The 19,957-nt window shown below is 32.3% G+C and carries 22 protein-coding genes; 15 read left to right on the plus strand and 7 right to left on the minus strand.

The annotated features are described in order from the left end of the window. Positions 1 to 8: 8 nt before the first annotated feature. The gene (locus METIG_RS01270) at positions 9 to 302 is read left to right on the plus strand and encodes a nucleotidyltransferase family protein (RefSeq protein ID WP_013798425.1); all 294 of its coding nucleotides are present in this window, start codon (positions 9 to 11) and stop codon (positions 300 to 302) included. Further along, positions 295 to 582: a HepT-like ribonuclease domain-containing protein gene (locus tag METIG_RS01275; protein ID WP_013798426.1), complete on the plus strand. Its 288-nt coding sequence runs from the start codon at positions 295 to 297 to the stop codon at positions 580 to 582. The genes METIG_RS01270 and METIG_RS01275 overlap by 8 nt, the downstream gene beginning before the upstream one ends. A gap of 287 nt (positions 583 to 869) precedes the next feature. Here METIG_RS01275 and METIG_RS01280 read toward each other — a convergent pair whose 3' ends face one another. Next, positions 870 to 1,784, minus strand: a complete 915-nt coding sequence (locus METIG_RS01280; RefSeq protein WP_013798427.1) for a dihydroorotate dehydrogenase — start codon at positions 1,782 to 1,784, stop codon at positions 870 to 872. 571 nt (positions 1,785 to 2,355) lie between these two features. Between METIG_RS01280 and METIG_RS01285 the strand changes: the two genes are divergently transcribed. Further along, entirely contained in the window at positions 2,356 to 2,778 is a 423-nt protein-coding gene (locus tag METIG_RS01285; RefSeq protein WP_013798428.1) for a CBS domain-containing protein, read from the plus strand. 176 nt (positions 2,779 to 2,954) lie between these two features. Here METIG_RS01285 and METIG_RS01290 read toward each other — a convergent pair whose 3' ends face one another. The 4 genes from METIG_RS01290 to hdrC form a co-directional block, all read right to left on the minus strand. Next, entirely contained in the window at positions 2,955 to 3,737 is a 783-nt protein-coding gene (locus METIG_RS01290; RefSeq protein ID WP_013798429.1) for an MJ0144 family RNA dihydrouridine synthase-like protein, read from the minus strand. Positions 3,738 to 3,863: 126 nt separating this feature from the next. After that, positions 3,864 to 4,676 (minus strand): GTP cyclohydrolase III, encoded by an 813-nt coding sequence (locus METIG_RS01295; protein ID WP_013798430.1) that lies wholly within the window; start codon positions 4,674 to 4,676, stop codon positions 3,864 to 3,866. Between the two features lie 231 nt (positions 4,677 to 4,907). Then, complete coding sequence (hdrB, locus tag METIG_RS01300) at positions 4,908 to 5,792, minus strand: CoB--CoM heterodisulfide reductase subunit B (RefSeq protein WP_048055480.1); 885 nt, start codon at positions 5,790 to 5,792, stop codon at positions 4,908 to 4,910. A 96-nt stretch (positions 5,793 to 5,888) separates the two neighbouring features. After that, positions 5,889 to 6,446: a CoB--CoM heterodisulfide reductase subunit C gene (gene hdrC / locus METIG_RS01305; protein WP_083809479.1), complete on the minus strand. Its 558-nt coding sequence runs from the start codon at positions 6,444 to 6,446 to the stop codon at positions 5,889 to 5,891. Between the two features lie 313 nt (positions 6,447 to 6,759). On the opposite strand from hdrC, the gene METIG_RS01310 reads away from it, so the two are divergent. From METIG_RS01310 to METIG_RS09170, 6 genes are all read left to right on the plus strand, one after another. After that, positions 6,760 to 8,067 (plus strand): methyl-coenzyme M reductase glutamine C-methyltransferase, encoded by a 1,308-nt coding sequence (locus METIG_RS01310; RefSeq protein WP_013798433.1) that lies wholly within the window; start codon positions 6,760 to 6,762, stop codon positions 8,065 to 8,067. 330 nt (positions 8,068 to 8,397) lie between these two features. Continuing rightward, positions 8,398 to 8,835, plus strand: a complete 438-nt coding sequence (gene cfbA, locus METIG_RS01315; protein WP_013798434.1) for a sirohydrochlorin nickelochelatase — start codon at positions 8,398 to 8,400, stop codon at positions 8,833 to 8,835. A 155-nt stretch (positions 8,836 to 8,990) separates the two neighbouring features. Further along, on the plus strand, positions 8,991 to 9,827 hold the full coding sequence (locus tag METIG_RS01320) for a pantoate kinase (RefSeq protein ID WP_013798435.1): 837 nt from the start codon (positions 8,991 to 8,993) through the stop codon (positions 9,825 to 9,827). 11 nt (positions 9,828 to 9,838) lie between these two features. Further along, the gene (locus tag METIG_RS01325; RefSeq protein WP_013798436.1) at positions 9,839 to 10,717 is read left to right on the plus strand and encodes a zinc metalloprotease HtpX; all 879 of its coding nucleotides are present in this window, start codon (positions 9,839 to 9,841) and stop codon (positions 10,715 to 10,717) included. Positions 10,718 to 10,764: 47 nt separating this feature from the next. Further along, on the plus strand, positions 10,765 to 11,418 hold the full coding sequence (locus METIG_RS01330; protein WP_013798437.1) for a DUF5612 domain-containing protein: 654 nt from the start codon (positions 10,765 to 10,767) through the stop codon (positions 11,416 to 11,418). Between the two features lie 175 nt (positions 11,419 to 11,593). Further along, positions 11,594 to 11,833, plus strand: coding sequence for a hypothetical protein (locus METIG_RS09170; RefSeq protein WP_013798438.1), 240 nt, complete (start codon positions 11,594 to 11,596; stop codon positions 11,831 to 11,833). A gap of 176 nt (positions 11,834 to 12,009) precedes the next feature. On the opposite strand, the gene METIG_RS01335 is transcribed toward METIG_RS09170, so the two are convergent. Next, on the minus strand, positions 12,010 to 12,597 hold the full coding sequence (locus METIG_RS01335) for a pyruvate kinase alpha/beta domain-containing protein (protein WP_013798439.1): 588 nt from the start codon (positions 12,595 to 12,597) through the stop codon (positions 12,010 to 12,012). A 242-nt stretch (positions 12,598 to 12,839) separates the two neighbouring features. Between METIG_RS01335 and METIG_RS01340 the strand changes: the two genes are divergently transcribed. From METIG_RS01340 to METIG_RS01350, 3 genes are all read left to right on the plus strand, one after another. Further along, complete coding sequence (locus METIG_RS01340; protein ID WP_013798440.1) at positions 12,840 to 14,024, plus strand: chloride channel protein; 1,185 nt, start codon at positions 12,840 to 12,842, stop codon at positions 14,022 to 14,024. An 81-nt stretch (positions 14,025 to 14,105) separates the two neighbouring features. Then, complete coding sequence (locus METIG_RS01345; RefSeq protein ID WP_013798441.1) at positions 14,106 to 14,720, plus strand: METTL5 family protein; 615 nt, start codon at positions 14,106 to 14,108, stop codon at positions 14,718 to 14,720. Positions 14,721 to 14,882: 162 nt separating this feature from the next. After that, complete coding sequence (locus METIG_RS01350; RefSeq protein ID WP_013798442.1) at positions 14,883 to 15,287, plus strand: toprim domain-containing protein; 405 nt, start codon at positions 14,883 to 14,885, stop codon at positions 15,285 to 15,287. On the opposite strand, the gene METIG_RS01355 is transcribed toward METIG_RS01350, so the two are convergent. Beyond that, entirely contained in the window at positions 15,277 to 16,578 is a 1,302-nt protein-coding gene (locus METIG_RS01355; RefSeq protein WP_013798443.1) for a single-stranded-DNA-specific exonuclease RecJ, read from the minus strand. The genes METIG_RS01350 and METIG_RS01355 overlap by 11 nt on opposite strands. Before the next feature lie 194 nt (positions 16,579 to 16,772). Here METIG_RS01355 and pstS point away from each other — a divergent pair, with 194 nt between their 5' ends. From pstS to pstA, 3 genes are all read left to right on the plus strand, one after another. Continuing rightward, complete coding sequence (gene pstS / locus METIG_RS01360) at positions 16,773 to 17,945, plus strand: phosphate ABC transporter substrate-binding protein PstS (RefSeq protein WP_013798444.1); 1,173 nt, start codon at positions 16,773 to 16,775, stop codon at positions 17,943 to 17,945. A gap of 196 nt (positions 17,946 to 18,141) precedes the next feature. Beyond that, complete coding sequence (pstC, locus tag METIG_RS01365; RefSeq protein WP_013798445.1) at positions 18,142 to 19,095, plus strand: phosphate ABC transporter permease subunit PstC; 954 nt, start codon at positions 18,142 to 18,144, stop codon at positions 19,093 to 19,095. Beyond that, positions 19,082 to 19,936: a phosphate ABC transporter permease PstA gene (gene pstA, locus METIG_RS01370; protein WP_013798446.1), complete on the plus strand. Its 855-nt coding sequence runs from the start codon at positions 19,082 to 19,084 to the stop codon at positions 19,934 to 19,936. The genes pstC and pstA overlap by 14 nt, the downstream gene beginning before the upstream one ends. Positions 19,937 to 19,957 lie beyond the last annotated feature (21 nt).

Raw genomic sequence — 19,957 nt, forward strand, 5'->3', positions numbered from 1 at the left:
GTGGAATTATGAAAACCCTAAACGAAATTAAAAAAATCCTTTTGGAGCATAAACAAGAACTCAAAGAAAAATACAAAGTTAAATCTATTGCTATATTTGGCAGTTATGCAAGAGGGGAGCAAACAGAAAAAAGCGATATAGATATTTTAGTTGAATTTTACGAACCAATCGGCTTAAAAATTGTTGATTTAAGGGATTATTTAGAGGAGATTTTAAACATTAAAGTTGATTTAATTACAAAAAACTCAATCCAAAACCCATACATTAAAAAATCCATTGAGGAGGATTTAATTTATGTCTAAGAGGGACGTTAAAGCGTTTCTTTGGGACATATTAAAATCCATTGAAAAAATAGAAAAATGGACAAAAAATGTTGAATTTGATGAATTTGTTGAAAATGAACTTTTACAAGATGCAATTATAAGAAATTTAGAGATTATCGGGGAAGCGTCAAAATATATTCCCGAAAATATAAGAGACAAATATTCCCAGATACCTTGGAAAAGAATTATCGGGTTTAGAAATATTCTAATTCATAAATACTTTGGAATTGATTATGAAACAACTTGGGTTTATAATTAAAATGAACTTCCAACATTCAGAGCAGATATTGAAAAAATCCTAAAAGAACTTGAATAATTAAAAATGTTAAAATAATAAAAGATGAATGTTATAGAGATTATAAAATTAACAGAGGAATTGGAAAAGATTGAAGTTGAATATAGTCGTTTACGTTATAATGGTTAAAAACTTCAATGAAATTAAAACGTAATTATACGTTATTTGAAATTTTACACTCAATTTATCATTTTTTTATAAATTTATTGTGTCTAAATATGACACAAATTCCGCAAACGACTATAAATTTATTAATCATGAGCACAACCAACTAAATCCTTTAATTTTACATTTTTCTCTTTTAAGAACACCTCCATCTCCTCGCATATTTTTCTGAATATATCATATCCCCTATAATAAACACCTGTTCCTACTTGGACTGCACTTGCTCCTGCCATTATAAATTCTAATGCATCTTTTCCAGTGGTTATACCACCAACCCCAATTATTGGAACATCAACGGTCTCATATAAATCATAGACAATCTTTACCGCTATTGGCTTTATCGCTTTTCCAGACATTCCACCAAATTTATTGCTTAATATTGGCTTCCTCGCTTCAATATCAATAACCATTCCTGGGCCTAATGTGTTTATTGCTGTTATCCCATCAGCCCCTGCCTCTACAACTGCCTTTGCTATTACTTTTATGTCTGTTACGTTTGGTGTTAATTTTGCAAATACAGGAATTTTTACGGCATCTTTTACACTTTCAACGACTTTGTAGGATAAATCTGGATTCTGCCCAATAGTTGCTCCATAACCGCCCCCTGCATGAGGGCAAGAGATGTTTAATTCAATCATATCAACGTATGGTTCAATTTTCTCTGCTACAATAGCAAATTCCCTCTCATCCTTTCCATAAATTGATCCTATAATCCTTACGTTCATTCTTTTTAAATCATTCCTAACTCTCTCAATTTCCTCAACATATTCATCAACTCCAGGGTTTGGCAAGCCCATGGCGTTTAAAAATCCTCCTTCTACCTCAACAATTGTTGGATTTTTGTGGCCTTCTTTTCTCTCCAAACCAACTGATTTTGTACATACTGCTCCAGCTCCATTTTTTGCTATCCTTTTTAAAGCACTTCCCGTTTCTCCCATAACTCCTGCCGCCAAAAATACAGGATTTTTAAACTCGATACCACAAATAACAGTTTTTAACATAAAATCACCATCTGCGTTTTATGATCTTGGATATACTATGGGGTATGATGTCATATATATTTGGTTTATAGTTGTTTGTGGAACTTTTTGTATTTATTTTAAATTTATTTCAATAAAATTTTTGAAATAAGGTTAAATCATCAAATTTCAATAAAGCATATTCTTTTTTTTAATTTTAATTAGGTCTTCAACCATTTATAACGCAAACGACTATATGTGGTTTTCGAAAATTATTAAAATCTAACAAAATCAAAACTTAAAAAAAATAATTAATAAGGATACACACCTACAAACATACAGTAATTTAAGGGAATGAATTTTAGTAATTTCTCATGAAAAAATAAATTTCACTTAAAATTTTAGAAGATGATGGTATTATTTTGTGAGCATTCTATAATAAACTTCAACTCTTCCTAAAATTGTGATTATCGTTTAATAAGTTCGTTGCATTCTATATTGACGATAAAAACTATGATAATACCCCCAATTCATTTAATAAATTTTAAATAATACTGCAATGTTATTTAAAAATAAATGTTGTTAAACTGATAATGGGTGGAGGTAATAAAAAATGGAGGATCTAAAAAACATAAAAGTCAAAGATGTTATGACAACTGATGTTATATATGCATCACCAGAAGATAACGTTATAGAAGCCTTCGAAATTCTCCTAAAAAATAAAATAAGTTGCCTTCCAGTGGTTGATAAAAATAAAAAAGTTGTTGGTATTATGACAACAACTGACATAGGATACAACTTAATTATTGATAAATATACACTTGAAACTACTGTTGGAGATGTTATGACAAAAGATGTAGTAACAATAACACCAGAAGAGTCTATTGTTGATGCAATAAAAAAGATGGATGTTTATGGGGACAGCAAAGAGATCATAAACCAATTACCTGTTGTTGATAAAGAAGGAAGATTGGTAGGTATAATTTCTGATGGAGATATAATAAGGATTTTATCAAAAATATTGAAGGAAAAATAAAAGAAAAAAATAAAAAAAAGATTAAGAACTATTCCATTGGTAGGATTCCCAGTTCTCTACACTCTTTTATATAACAATTTTTTATACTGTCTAAAAAATACATTAAGAGTATATAAATTTAAATATTTAAATCTTTGTGTTTATAAAAAATAAAAAATAGTTTATAAAAAATTAAGTTACATTTCCATAGCATTAAACTCTTTAATCCACTCAATGTCTCCCCTCAAAATACATCTTGCAACAGACACAAAATTAGCATATCTTAGCATATTTTTTGCATCTTCTATAGATTTTACTGAGTTGTTTCCAATAATAATCTTATCGGAGAAATTTTTGCTTATCTCTTTTAATACCTCCAAATCTGCATAATCTTTTCCTGGATTGAAACAATCAATGTGAATCCCATCAAAATAGTCCCTTGTATAGTTTAAGGTTTCTATCAGCTCCTCCAATCCGACAAAATTGGCCCTCACCTTCAAAAATATTGGAACGTTCAAATCTGCCATTCCAATGAGATAACTCCTTAACAACTCCTTATTTTTTAAAAGTTCCTGCCCTATACCTAAATTAGTTATTTCCTTTTGCCTGCAATGGCAATTTAACTCAATGATATCGGCATGTTTTGATATTATTTTTAGCCTTTCTAAACTTTCTTCCAAATTTTTAAATCTAACATTTACGGAAACTAAAGCATTACTTTCCCTTGCTTTTTTTATCTCATCCCTAATAATATCCCCAAAATCGTCCAAATTATAAATGAATTCTTCCCTACCTCTTTTAACAATCTCTCTGCTTGCATTTAATGAATCCTTATCTAAGCTATATGCTCCAATAGTTACAATTCCAAATAATCCTTTGAATCTTTTACAAAAATCTCCATTTGTTATCCCTGCCATTGGAGCGAGGACTATTTTTTTATTCAAATTTTTAATTTTTTTAATCTTCTCATCCTTCCCCATGAATTCCACCAAAATTGTTGGCTTTGACACTATTTAGCACAACAAAAAATGAGGCTAAAGTTCCAAATAAGTAAAAATCCCTTATCTAACTTTAACAAATCTTTAGCCACATAAAGATGTTTTCAATTAAATCAATCTATTATAATTTGTCGTTTTGGTGGTAATTGAAGATAATACCTCACACCCCTCCTGCTTTAAAGTGCAAACTTGCCTCCCTGTTTTTCCTGCCCTTATGAGCTCTAATCCAATATCCGCCAAATTAGATGCATCTTCAGCTGTTTTTCCGATACCGATTCCTGCTTTTAATTCAACTCCACATTTTTCTTTTATTTTTTCAAAAACATTTAAAAAATCATCTTCACTCATCCCATTGCATGGGCACATGAAGTTGTCCCCACCAATAAAGAATAACATCGCATCATATTTTTTCAACTCTTCCATCAACATCAACTTGGCTTTATTAACATTAATATAGGTATCATAGGCAGATTCTAAATCTGTCAATCTTTCGGTGATGTTGTTTATATCAATATGTGCTAACTGAACATAACCGTCCATAACCAATTCATTTGCAACATCTAAAACCTCTCTCCTACTTTCATCCTGAGCACTGCCGTGTTCTTGAAGTTTTTTTGTTGCTAATTTTTGGGCTTTGTAAGGAGTTTCTGCTGATGCTATTACCATGCTTATTGTTATTGGATACCTGTTTTTTATGCTATCTTGGATTTTTTGGTGAGTTAGTAAATCAATTCCATTTGTTATTGCTATTAGGTTGTCGAATCTTGTGTAAAATACGAGCCCTTTATGCATTCCAAACATAAGGTTTAAATCAGCATACAACCTTGCTTGTAGTGCCTGTAAATCACTCTCTCTCCTTGGGTGTGGTGTGACTGTCCATGGTCCATAGTTGTCTATTTGGATAACTGTTATTTGAATCATTTTCCCATCTCGCTAAATTTTCTGCTTTTTATGTCCCACAAGATACGTCATTTAAATTTTTATTTATTTTTCATTTTTTTAAATTTTTTATAGAACAGATATTTATTGGTATCTATTGCGCTTGTGTTTATTTATATATTAGTTTATTTGCTTTTATTAATATATTAGTCCAAAATAAAAATAAATAAAAATAAAAATTAAAAATAAAAATAAATATAAAAATGAACGATTTTATTCTAATCCAAGTTTTTTCAATAATGGGTCTACTGGAACAAAGTGGACATTCAATGCAACATCTTTTGGTTCCATTCCAAATGCTAAACCTAACAATTGGCTCAAGTGCAAGACAGGGAATCCAAACTCAACTCCAAACTTCTCTTTTATCTCAATTTGCCCTCTATCAAATTGCAAGTGGCAGAATGGACAGACGTTAACTACACAATCAGCCCCTGCTTTTACCATATTTTCAAGTTTTTCTTTTGTCATATCTAATGCAAGTGTTAATTCTCTTGCCCTAACTCCTCCTCCAGCTCCGCAGCACATCATTTTGTCTCTGTAATCAACGGATTTTGCCCCAGTTGCCTCAACGATCTCATCCAACATTGTTGGTCTCTCTGCTGAACCTAATCCCTTGACATCTGTTGGTTTTAAGAAGTGGCATCCGTAGTGGACTCCAACATTTATGTTCAATGGTCTTACAACGTTCTCAGCAATCTTATCTACACCAATATCCTTGTAAATTACTTCTGCAAAGTGCCTTACGTGAACAGTTCCTTTGTATTGTTTTCCAATTTTGTCTAATTTTTCATTTACAAAGTCTAATGCCTCTTTGTTTTCATGCAATAAGTGTGCTGCCTCAAATAATGAACCATAACATCCGTTACAAACAGTTATTATGTCAACCCCAAGTTCTTCAGCAATGCAGAGGTTTCTTGCTGCTAATGTGAGCCATGTTTTTTGGTCGAATGAACCAAATACTCCTGGTGCAGGACAGCATGAAGCTCCTGGCATGTAAATGAGTTCAACTCCAAGTTTTTCCATTACGGTTCTTGTTGCTGCTTCAACTCCCGCATATCTGTTTGGCATGATACATCCTAAGAAAAATGCATATTTCATCATATCACCATTATGCCATTTTGTTTGTTTGCTTTTTGTTCATTTTAATTAATTTTCCAAATTATTTTGAATTATAAGCTTTTAATTAGATTTATTTTATTCTAAGTCCATTTTTTCCCAGTTGAATCCAATTAACTTATCGAACTCTAATTCTTTAACAAGTGTTCTAATTTCTTCTAAATCTTTATCACTAAATTGTGCAATTGGTGCTTTTTCTGCTAATCCAATTGACTTTCTCAATTCTGCTGTGTCTTTGTTTGCAGGAACTGCATGACCGAACCTTAAAACAAGTGATGCTGTCTTTTTATGTGCAGGGGCCATGTGTCCTTTCTTAGCAGCAAGATTTCTTACTGTTTTAATAATTTCTGTAACTTTAACATCTCTTGGGCATCTCTCATAGCATGTATAGCAGGTTGTGCATCTCCAGATATCATCGCTTTCTAAAACGCTATCCAATCCAAGTAAAACTTGTCTGAGAACTTTTCTTGTTCTGTACGCTGTTCTTCTACCGCTTGGGCAGCTTCCTGTACAAGTTCCACATTGGTAGCATGCTTTGATGGATTTAACGATTTCTTCCCCAGGAACAAGTTTTCCAGTTTCTATAACCTCATTTACAAAGTTTTTATTTACATCTTCCATTTTTATTACCATCACTATCACCTTTATTGCAGTATAATCAAAAATTACAGTATAATCATAAATGACTTAATGGCTTATATTTAATATATCAATTATTATTGAATGTCATCTATTATACATGTGTATAATACTAAATTAAATACTAAATTTTAAATATTTCAATATTTATATTTTAAATAATTCAAAAATATTTTAAAATATCATTAAATATCATTAAAAAATGGGAGGTTATGAGAATAACAATATGTTCCCGGGTTTACACGAAACTTTAAAAAAGTTTCATCAAAAATATTATGAAAAATTAAAATTACCTCATTGGTGAAAATAGATGAGGATAACAATATACTCTCCGGAGGTATATACATACGGTTCAATGGTTGTTGGAGGGATTTTAAGCAAAAAACACAATGTCCATTTAATAAGAAAACCAAACAATGCATTATTCTTAAAATCAGATGTTGTCATTTTGAGTTTATACTCAACCTTACAGATAATTGATGAGAATATAAAAAATATCGTCAACTTCATAAGAAGTAGCAAAAGAAAAACGAAGGTTTATGTTGCTGGATGCGTTTCTTCTTATCCAGAGATAATTTTGAATGAACTCAATGTTGATGGTGTTATTGTTGGTGAAGGGGAATTAACAACTCCAAATATTGTTGAGGGAGACACGGAGGGATTAGCATACTGGGATGGGAATGAGATAGTAGTAAACTATCCAAAAGAAAAGCCCGACTTAAATCATCCAATGCCTTTAATTCCAAAGGATATCGCAAACCAAAATATTAGGGGAGCAAATGTTTATATTGAGACACATAGGGGATGTTTAGGAAATTGCACATTTTGCCAAGTTCCTAAGTTTTTTGGAAAGGAAATTAGGAGTAGAGACGTTGATTTGGTTGTTGAGGAAGTTAAGGAGTTTAAAAAGAGAGGAGTTAAGAGGATTGCAATAAGTGGGGGAACAGGAAGCTTATACAACTTCAAAAAATCAGTAAACAGAGATAAGTTTTATGAGTTATTGGAAAAAATTTCCTCAATTGTTGGGAAAAACAACCTGTCAGTTCCGGATATGAGGGTAGATTACGTTGATGAGGACATATTAGGGGCAATAAAAAACTACACCATTGGATGGGTGTTTTATGGGATTGAGAGTGGGAGCGATAAGATATTAAGGGATATGAAAAAAGGTGTAAGCACAAAAAAGATTATGGATGCAATAAAATTGGCAAAGGATTGTGATGTTAAAGTTGGTGGAAGTTTTATTGTTGGCTATCCAACAGAGACAGAAATGGATTATTTATTAACAAAGGACTTTATTGTTGATGCTGAATTAGATGACATCTTTGTCTCAATTGCAGAGCCAATACCAACAACTGAGCTATGTAAGTTAGTTCTAAATACCCCAAAAGAGGAGAATCCAACATTTATGAGGCATGAGGGGGAATATAGACATTTAAATCTAACAGAAAGTGAGGCAAGGTGTTTTGATTTGCTAATTCATGCTGAGATGTGGAAGAGTAGCCCAAGAATAATGACTAAACAACTCTATGCAATTTATTTAAATGAGGCAAAAACGCAGGGGAAAGATATAAGAAAGATAACTGAACTAATATTTAAGTATAAAAATTACCTATAAGCTCATTGGTGTTATTATAGTTGTTTGCCAAAAATCAATTGTAAAATTCCAAATAAATGTTAATTAACCCATATAATTTAATGAAGAAGTAAAGGCAAACAACTATAAACTAACCTAAAATTTCATAAACAGCAAATTTCGCTCGTCAATTGTCTTTATTCCATATGATAAAATAGAATCAATAAGTTTAAACGTCTCTAACATTCATCAATTTAAGTTTTAGGCTTAATTTATTAGATCAATCCTAATCTAATACAAAACACAAAAAGTATATATAACAGTTATGAAAAAATTACCGAATCATATTAACTAAATTTAGAGAGGTGTAGTATGGAGGCGTTGGTTTTAGTAGGGCATGGTAGTAGGTTGCCATACAGTAAAGAGGTCGTTGAGAAAATCGCTGAAAAGATAAGGGCAAAAAACATCTATCCTATTGTTGAAGTTGGTATGATGGAATTCAATGAGCCAACAATTCCACAGGCAGTTAAGAAGGCGATTGAACAAGGGGCTAAAAAAATTATCGTTGTCCCTGTTTTCTTAGCCCATGGAAACCATACAAAAAGAGATATTCCAAGGATATTGGGGTTAATTGAGGATGATGGAGAACATCATCATAACCACAAACATGAGCATCATCACCATCACCACCATCATCATGAACATGAAAAGTTAGAGATTCCAGATGATGTAGAAATAATATATAGAGAACCATTAGGAGCAGACGATAGAATTGTTGATATTGTTTTAGATAGGGCTGCAGGCAGATAATTATTTTTATTTTTTGTAAATCTCAATTTTAAATTAATTTATATGGCTATTTTGTATTATTTTTGCAAAATTTAAATAAGGTATAATTGTATGTTTTTTAATTAGGGCACACATAAACGACTATGCTATCCACAAAATGTTTTTGGGGTATAATTATGTTCGTTCCAGCACATATCACGGGTTTTTTTAAAATATTTAAAGATAGAGATTTTTTAAAAACGGGTTCTACTGGAGCAGGGATTACACTAGACAAAGGAGTTCACACGACAATTAAGCCAGGAAATGGAGATATATATTTTAATAATAAAAAAATTGACTTGAGTCCTACAAGAGAAGTCATGGACTACTTTAATTTTGGAGGTTCTTATGATGTCATGCACTTTTCAGATTTTCCCCTAGGTAGTGGTTTGGGAACATCTGGAGGTTGTGCTTTAGGAACAGCACATGAGGTATTTAAAATAATAGACACATACAAAATATATGATGATAATAATTATAATAATGAAGCTGTAAAAATAGCTCACATCGCTGAAGTTAAATGTGGCACTGGATTGGGGGATGTAATCGCTCAACATACAAAAGGATTTGTAATAAGAAAAAAGCCAGGATTTCCGATAAATGTTGAAAAAGTTAAAATTAATAACATCGATGATTATTATGTTGTTGTTGAGATTTTAGGGAAAAAGGAGACAAAAAATATCATAAATAATCCTCAATGGATAGAAAAAATAAATAAAACTTCTGATGAGTTGCTAATAAAACTTCTAAAAAACCCAACCTTAAAGAATTTTATGGATTTGTCTTTGTATTTTGCAAAAACCACTGGACTTATATCCGATAATATATTGGAAATATGTAAGGACTTAAAATTTACAATAGGAGCTTCTCAGGCAATGTTGGGTAATACGGTATTCTGCATTTGTAAAAAAGAGGATTTAGATGACGTTTTATCAATTCTAAAAAACCCAATTGTATGCAAAATATATGAATAGGGGTGGAGAATATGTTCTTAGAAAATGTAAAAACCATAATTTTACTTGCAGTATTAACTGGGATGTTGTATGGAATCTGCTATTTATTACATATTCCTCCAGTATTTGCTATAATCATTGCACTGGTTCCTAACTTGATTGCATACTTCTTTTGTGATAAGTTTGTATTGTGGAGCTATAATGCAAGGATTGTCGATGAGCATGAGATGCCACAATTGCATAGGATGGTTGAAAAAATTGCAATAAAGGCAGGGATTCCAAAACCAAGAGTTGCCATAATAGAGACACCAACACCAAACGCATTTGCAACCGGAAGAAGTCCAAAAAATGCAGTTGTTGCAGTCACTACTGGAATATTGAACCTCTTAACCCCCGAAGAGTTGGAGGGAGTTATAGCTCATGAAATTGGGCATATTGTACATAGAGATATTTTGATAAGTTCTATTGTCGCCACCATTGCAGGAGCAATTATGTATATTGCAGATTGGCTTCAATGGAGTCTTTTATTTGGATTTGGAAGGGATGAAGAGGAAGAAAGTCCACTTTCATTAATAGCAACATTGGCATTCATGATACTCGCTCCAATAGCAGCAACTCTTATACAGTTGGCTATATCAAGACAGAGGGAATTTTACGCTGATGAAGAAGGAGGAAGATTATCCAATCCAATATACTTAGCAAATGCCTTAGCAAAATTAGAGAAAGGCGTTGCAGTATATCCAATGGAGAAGGGAAGTCCATCAACTGCGCATATGTTTATTGTAAATCCATTTAAAGGGGAAGCAATAGCAAAATTATTCTCAACCCACCCACCAACAGAGGAGAGAATTAAAAGGCTCTTGGAATTAGCAAGAAAGATGGGGATATATACACCAACTATTGGATACTAAATAGAAATATTTTTTATTAAAAATAACTTTTTATTTGAGGGAAAATCATGGAAATTGGGTTAACAATAATGGCTGAAAATAAGATAGGGGTGTTGCACAAACTAACTGGCATTATTTTGGAGTTTAATGGCAATATAACTTATACGCAACAATTCATAAAGGATGACAACATTGGGCTAATATACATGGAAATTGAAGGAATAAGTGATGAAGAGGGGCTTTTAAAAAAGATAAGAGAATGTAGTTTTGTTAAAAGTGTTGAAGTTCATAAAACGCTAAAAAGAATTTATGGGAAGAGAGTTATAATTATTGGTGGAGGAGCACAAGTTGCACAAGTTGCACAGGGGGCTATAAGTGAGGCAGATAGGCATAACATAAGGGGGGAGAGGATTAGCGTAGATACCATGCCGATTGTAGGGGAGGAAAATTTGAGAGATGCTGTTCTTGCAGTTGAGAAACTTCCAAGGGCTGCAATTTTAGTGCTTGCTGGCTCATTAATGGGTGGTGAAATAACAAAAGCAGTTGAGGAGTTAAAGAAAAAAACGGGCATTCCAGTTATTAGTTTAAAGATGTTTGGGAGTGTCCCTAAAGTTGCTGATTTAGTTGTTAGTGATCCTGTTCAGGCAGGGGTGTTGGCAGTTATGGCAATAGCAGATACGGCAAAGTTTGACATTGAAAAAGTGAAGGGTAGAGTTCTATAATAAGATAAATAAGAGTATGGTGCATAATTGATACATCTAAATTTACCATAATTTCTTTGTAGTTAGATTGCCGTTCAAAATTGTTTAGTTTTTTGTGAGTATTTGTGAGGATATGTGTGTTTATGAGTTTTCGATATATTTATATAGGACTTTATAAAGATAAAAACATAGATGGGTGGAGCTCGGGGTTATCTCGGAGCGAAGCGACGAGAACTTAAAAACCGTTAGGTTTTTATGTCCACGACAGGGGCAGAGACACTCTTGTGTGGCTGATGACGCCCAAGTCCAATATGGGTATTTACTCACCAATACCCATATTGGACAGACCCCTAAAATTGGGGAATATTTATTAAAAATAAAGCACCATATTGAATATTTAGGTTGCAGGGAAGTTGAATATAGTCGTGTGCACTAAAAATTAGAAATATGCTATATGATAAAATCATAAAGATTTATCCCTTATTTCAATTTTTTGGCAAAACCTAAAAGGTTTTGCCGTACATTTTAAGGAAGGATAAGAACTATTTAAAAATTCATTAATGTATAAATAAAATGGCAAAATCCTATAGATTTTGCCGTATATCCTATAACTTACAGTTCTCCCATTTTTTTCTTGTTTCTTGGCATACATATGATTTCTTTTGCTTCAATATTGAAGAAAGTGTTCATGTTTGCTGGTCTTATAACCATTGCCGTATCTGCTCCTCTACTTCTCCCACCAATAGCAATAATGTCCTCTTTTACAGAAACCAATCCCGCATCAGCTGCCATAACAGCTATTTCATAACAAACCTTAACACCATGCCCAAATGTTCTCAATGTCTCTGCTATAACCTCAACAGGCCCATATCCACCCAATTTTCTTGAGATTCCTCTTTCGACACCGCTTAGTGCATGAGTTCCCATAAACACTTTAGCTCCCATCTTTTCTAATTCTTCTCTTGTTTTATCATCCATTGATTTTATATCGTCTCCATAAAATCCTTGGTGGTAGGTAACTACAACAACATTTAAATTTAAACCCTCTTTTTTGAGTAATTCTAAAAGTTTCTTTGCGGTCTCTCCTGTTGAAGATGCAACAACAATGCTTTTTATATCTCCTTTTTTTGCCCTCTCAACTGCAAGTTTTAATGTTTGTTCTGTATTTTGGGAACCTGCATAATCAAAATAAACCGTCATCGTTTCACCCAATTTTTTAAATATCTTTAGTTTTTAATATTTTTTAAATACAAAACATATAGTTGTTTGCGAATTTTATTAAAATTTATTATATACTTCGAAATTCTTAAATGGTGTATTTGTCTTAAATTTTAAAATAACTCATAATCTTCTTAAATTTATTGTAGGTATTTTTCCAATATTTAACGCAAACAACTATAAATAATATCGTTCAACATTATTAAATTTAACGAAGGGAAAAAATGATAGTCGATATGTCTAATTTAAAAATGATCATAAAGTGGCTTTATGTATCTTCACTTATTGGTGTCGTTGGTAGTTTGAGTGCTATATTTATTTCTATAATTGTTCATTTTGCCTATTTGGAGGGGCATTTTAATCCAATATATATACCATTTGCATTGGCATTTTCTGGTTTATTGGTTGATTTTTGTTATAATTTAAAAGGTTCTGGTGTTGATAGAGTTTTGAAGGCATTAAAAAACAACATTCCACTAAATCCTATTGTTGGTTTTTTAAAAATTATTGCTGCTGGAATTGTTATTGGTTTTGGAGGTAGTGCTGGAAAAGAGGGACCTTGTGTTCAATCAAGTGCATCATTTGCGGATGTGTTATATGAAGTTTTAAAATTAAAGTATAGGAAGGCAGTTATTATTAGTGGTATTGCTGGTGGGTTAAGTGGGGCTTTTTGTGCTCCTCTTGGTTCTGCGATATTTGCATCAGAGATCGTTAATGGCCATGACTTTAGCTATAGGAGCCTATTTCCTTCAATTTTTGCAAGTATTATTGGTTACTTTACATATTATTCAATTACTGGAAAAAAACATCTTTTCAATATTGATTTATCATATAGTTTAACACCATTCGACTTCATAATGTTCTTTATATGTGCGGTGTTCTGTTCTATGACTGCATTCTTATACATATCCACTTACGGAAAAATAAGGGATTACTTTGATAGCTTTAAATGTCCTCAATGCCTTAAATCATTTATTGGGGGGTTAGTTGTTGCATTAATTGGTTATTTTGTCCCTCAGGTTTTGGGTTTGGGTATTGATGTAATATCAAATTTATTCTTTGTAAAATATGGAGTAGTTTTGTTAATATTGATGCTCTTAGGAAAAATATTGGCAACAACATTCACAGTTGGAGTTGGAACTCCCGGGGGGTTAGTAATACCTTCCATGTTTGTTGGGGCAGTTTCAGGGGCATTATTTGGAACCTTAATTGGGGTAGAAAATATAGCACCATTCGTAATTCTTGGAATTGCAGCGTCTATGGCATCCATTGCAAATGTCCCTCTTGCCTCTGCAATTTTATGCACTGAGATATTTGGCTTTGACTTTGCAGTTCCTGCAGCAATTGGGGCATTGTTAGGATATCAACTAACGAGATGGAACATCATCTACAAGTACATTAGTCTTTAAAAGCAGATACAACATAATATTTTTCTTAATTATTTTTTCTTAAAAAAAATTTTAGTTTTTAAATTACAAAGAGTGATAATTATGAAAAAGAAACATTTGGAGATAATTTTAGACCAATTAAAACCCCACCCGAAACCCAAGGTAAATTTAGAGCAATATACAATAGAGGGGAGATTGGCAAGCGAGATTTTATTTTTTGCTAAGAGTGATATTGAGGGTAGTGCCGTTGTTGATTTAGGTTGTGGAACTGGAAGGTTGGCAATAGGGGCCAAACTTCTAAATGCAAAAAAGGTTATTGGTATCGATATTGATGAAGAGAGCATTGAAGTTGCTAAAGAAAATGCAAAAAAAGCTAATGTAGATGTTGATTTTTATTGTATGGATGTTGCTGATGTCGATGTCAATTTTATAAAAGAAATTTGTGGTGATTTGAAGATTGTTGTTGTACAAAATCCTCCATTTGGAGCTCAAAAAAGACATGCAGATAGAATATTCTTAGATAAGGCATTGGAGATTGGGGATGTCATATATACTATTCACAATGCTGCAACAAAGGACTTCGTTGTCAAATATGTCAATGAAAAGGGGAGAACAATAACTCACATCTTCCAGGGGAGTTTTAGAATTCCACATATTTACGAATTTCATAAAAAAGAGGTTGTATATATTCCAGTGAACATTTTTAGGGTAGTATAACCGTAGTTATTCTTTATAACTTTAAAAAGATGAAATAAATTAATTAACATTCATAAATATTTAAATATGTAATGGGAACTATGGTTAATAAATTTAAAAAAACTTATAGAAAATAACTTATAGAAAATTTAAGAAATATAGAATATTTTTTGGGGTTGCAAAATGTATAGTAGGATGGAATATTTAATAAAGTTGATGGAGGTTATTGAGGAATTGAAGGAGGAAGTTGAAAGAGGAATTCCCATAATTGTTGAGGGAAAGAAGGATGTAAAATCTTTAAGAAATCTTGGTGTTGATGGTATTTTTATTACAGTTTCAAGAACGCCTATTTTTGAAATTGCGGATGAGTTGATAGCAAACAACATTAGGGAAGTTATTCTTTTGACAGATTTTGATAAAAGAGGACGGCAATTTGCAAGGGCCATAGTAGATGAGCTACAGAGTAGGGGAATAAAGGTAAATACTGAAATAAGAAAAAAGATTATAAAATATAGCCATGGAGATTTGAAGGACGTGGAGAGCTTATATATCTACATCTCAAGAAGAATTGAAGGAATTAGGTTTTAGGAGTTTGTTTTAACTGCTCTCCAACAATCTCATCGACTTTCTTCAAAAACTCCTCCAAACGCACCTTTGGTAATGTAGCCCCAGCAGCAACATCATGCCCTCCGCCTTCTCCACCAAATTCTTTTGCAACCTCCATGACCTTTCCAAGATTCAATCCCCTATCGACGAGGTCTTTATTTCCCCTTGATGAAACTTTCACTTTTTCCCCTTCCTCATGGTAACCTAAAACAGGTTTATCCTTAACAAGAATCGATGCCACTATACCAATCATTCCTTTTTTGCCTTTGAAGTACTCAATATTTTTCATTCTCTTTGGTTTTACTCTTTTTAGTTCTTCTATAAGTTCTTTCTTGTATTTTAAGTGAGTTTCTTTTGCAATCTTTATGCATTCATCATCCTCCAATGCCACACCAATACCAACGCTTGTTAACCCTTTCCTTCCACACGCATTTAGCAGCTCAGATAAATAATAAGCATCATTGACTTTATGCTTTATTACATATCTATCAACAATAAAATCCTCTGGTTTTCTATAGAAAATTAATGCATTCGTTAATTTCTGCTTTTCTTCATGGGTTAATTCTTTTTTGCTTGGATTTATCTTTAAATTTTTCAAGAATTTTAGGCATTCTTCCTTATCACTCAACTCCCTTATGTAGGGATTTGTTGAGTAGGTTATTGCCTCCCAAATTGGCATATTATAGCAATTATATATTATATCTTTGATTATGGAGAGGTACCTATGCTCCCTTCCTTCATTTAAGATAAATTTATTGAGGCCAATAAATGGCTTATGTTGCATGTCTCCAATTGCTCCAGTTATTGCTAAAACGCTTAAATCATAAAAGCCAAACTCTCTCGCAACCATATAGCATATACCGCTTGCTGAAACCTCTCTTGCACCATCAATACCAAATATGTGTGGATTTAGTTGCAAAATTCCATTAACTTCAACTTCTTTAACCTTTGGTTGATGGTGGTCTAATATAATGGCATTGAAGTTATTCTCAATTAAATGCTCTATTTGTCCACTACCCATGTCACAAAAAATAAACAAAGCGTCATTATATTGCTTTTCTCTAACAAGTTCATCTATAACCTCCTTAGATAAATGCTCAACAATTGTTAGGTGGAATTTTTTATTTATTCTAAGGAGTGTTTTTACCATTATTGCTCCAGAGGTTAGGCCATCTGGGTCGTAGTGAGTAACAACTCTTATAAGTCCATCATAGCCCTCAATTTTTTCCTTTATCTTCTTTGCGACTTCTCCCACTTTAGCTATTTTCTCCATCATAATATCCCCACAAGATATTATAAAAAATTAAATTTCTGCATATTCCTTATCAATTTCCTTATAAATATCTTCTTAGTTTTATAATATGGTTCACAAAATATGAATATAAATTGACAAATAGAAAACTTTATATAGTAGTTGGGAATTTAGGTTATAGTGTAAAACATCCTTAAAAGGTGGTAGGTGGTATCTTGAAAAAACTCCTAAGTATATTGGTAGGTGCATTATTGGTTGTGTCCATAGTTAGCCTTTGTGGGTGTGTAAATAACCAACAAACAACTACTGAAAAATCTACAAATAACCAACAGACAACTACTGAAAAACCTACAAATAACCAACAAACTACCAAAACAATAATCATAAGAACTACCGGAGCCACATTTCCTAAAGCTCAGATAGAGAAATGGATAAGGGACTATCAAAAAGTAAATCCAAATGTAAAAATTGAATATGAAGGAGGAGGTTCAGGACACGGACAAGATGCTTTCTTAAAAGGATTAACGGATATTGGAAGAACAGATCCACCAGTTAAAAAAGAAATGTGGGAAAAGTTTTTATCTACAGGAGATCAGCCATTACAATTTCCAGAAATTGTAGGAGCAGTTGTTGTAACTTATAATGTGCCAGAAATTGGAAATGCTCAATTGAAGTTAACCCCAAAAGTAATAGCAGATATATATCAAGGAAAAATAGAATACTGGGATGATGAAGCAATTAAAAAATTAAATCCAGGATTGGCAGATAAATTACCTCATGAAAAAATCATTGTTATATATAGAAGTGATGCAAGTGGTACAACAGCAATATTTTCAACATTCTTAAATATTGCAGGCGGTTTGCCAGATAACTTAGTAGGTAAGTCAGTTCAGTGGCCTGTTGAGAAGTTAGGTAGAGGAATTGGTGCTAAAGGTAACCCAGGAGTTATTAATGCATTAAAAAGTACAAAATACTCTATTGCATATACTGAATTGTCATATACCATAGAAAATAATCTACCAAATGCTGCAATAATGAATAAAAAAGGTAAATTCGTTGCTCCAACTGATGAATCAATTAAAGCTGCAGTTTCAGGAGTTAAAGCCAACATACCTGATCCAACTGAAGGTTATAAGGAAGATTTAAAACAAATGCTAAACTCACCAAATGAAAATGCCTATCCAATTGTTGCATTTACCCACTTATTGGTATGGGAAAACAAAAATGGCAAACATTACTCGCCTGAAAAAGCTAAGGCTATAAAAGAATTCTTAAAATGGGTATTAACAGAAGGACAAAAACCTGAACACATAGCACCAGGATATGTAGGATTACCAAGTGATGTGGCAAAAATTGGACTTGATGCAATTAATAAAATAAAAGAATGATAAATTCTCTTTTCTATTTTTATTTTTAAATTTATTGCTTTTTGTTAATTGGTTTTATAAAAAAATTTTTATATAGATTTAATTTCAAAATATATCATATTGTATATAAAAACAATATAAAATGCAATTTTTATTTAATTTGAAACGTTTTTGGTAAATCCAAGGGATTTTGTCGTTAAAAAGAATAGGTGAGAATATGGGTCTTAAAAAAATTATGAAAATAATAAAAGAGAGAAATATAGATTTTTTCAAAATTATTACTGCTCCAGCAATAATTGCTGTTTTTTTAATAATCGTGTTAATGTTGGGTGTGTATTTGACTTATGCCTGGCCAGCAATTGCAAAATATGGAATAAACTTATTTATCGATAATATATGGCAGGCTTCCGAAGATCCATCTAAGGAAGTTTATGGATTAGCGGCCCCTATATGGGGAAGTATATATTCAGCCATAATTGCCCTATTGGTGGCATTGCCTTTAGCAATATGTTATGCTATATTTGTTAATGATTATGCTCCTAAAAAAATAAAATATCCATTAATTATAATTTCTGATATTATGGCAGGTCTCCCAACTATTATATATGGTATTTGGGGAGCGGTTGTATTAGTTCCTATTTTAAGAGATTATATTATGAAATTTTTATATGAAAACTTCTCATTTATTCCTTTATTTAACTACCCTCCTCTTATGGGATATAGCTACTTAGCAGCAGGAGTACTTTTGGGAATAATGGTTACTCCATTTGCAGCGGCCATAATAAGAGAAGCTTATGCCATGATTCCATCAATATATAAAGAAGGTCTTATAGCACTGGGAGCTACAAAATATGAAGCTACTAAAGTATTAATTAAATTCATAAAACCTGCAATAATTTCAAGTATGGTATTGGCATTTGGTAGGGCATTGGGTGAAACTGTGGCTGTATCTCTTGTAATAGGCAATTCTTTTAACTTAACTTATAAGTTATTTGCACCGGGTTATACAATATCTTCACTTATTTGTAATCAATATGGAAATGCTGCATTGTATAAGTATATGACTTCAGTACTTTATGCTGCGGGTTTAGTATTATTTGTTATAGGTTTAGTTGTTAATGTAATTGGTATCTATTATTTGAAGAGGTGGAGAGAAAATGTCAGCGAATAATATTAATCTCCATAGAATCATTAGGACAATTAAAAATAATATATTCTTGCTAATTGTAACAATTGGTACATTTGTAGCAATACTTCCCTTATTCCATATAATATATACCATATTTTTAAAAGGAATGCCAATTGTTATGGAAAGAAATATAAATTTTATAACAGGAACATTGAGTGAAGGGGGCATAGGCCCAGCAATAGTAGGGACATTGATGCTAACTGCAATGGCAATGATTATTGGAATACCATTGGCATTCTTAGCCGGGTCTTATGTTTATGAATTTCCAAACAGTTTAATAGGCAGGGTTACAAAAGTTTTACTACAAATAATGTTAGAATTCCCGACAATTCTTGTAGGTACTTTTGTAACGGCATTAGTGGTTGTTCCCATGGGTCATTATTCTGGACTAGCTGGAGCTATAGCATTGGCAATAATCCTTACACCTTATGTAGCAGTATATACTGAAGAAGCTATGGCAGAAGTTCCAAGAATATATAAGGAAGGTGCCTATGCCTTAGGTAGTACAAGAATCCAAGTGATATTCAAAGTAATTACAAAAATAGCCAAAAAAGGTATTCTTACAGGCATGTTAATAGGTATGGCTAAAGTGGCAGGAGAGACAGCACCCCTATTATTTACAGCAGGAGGGTTATATGAAACCTATCCAACCAATCCATTAGAACCTGTTGGTGCTGTGCCTTTATTAATTTACGATTTAATACAAAGTCCATCTCCTGAAGATCACAAAATAGCTTGGGGAGCAGCATTGGTAATGTTGTTTATATTTTTAGCAATATTTACCCCAATAAGATATGCTCTAAAAGATGATATAAAAATTTAAAAATTATAAATAAAGAGGGAA

Source organism: Methanotorris igneus Kol 5 (genome assembly GCF_000214415.1).
In the GTDB taxonomy this organism is placed as follows: Archaea; AGJL01; Methanococci; order Methanococcales; family Methanococcaceae; genus Methanotorris; species Methanotorris igneus.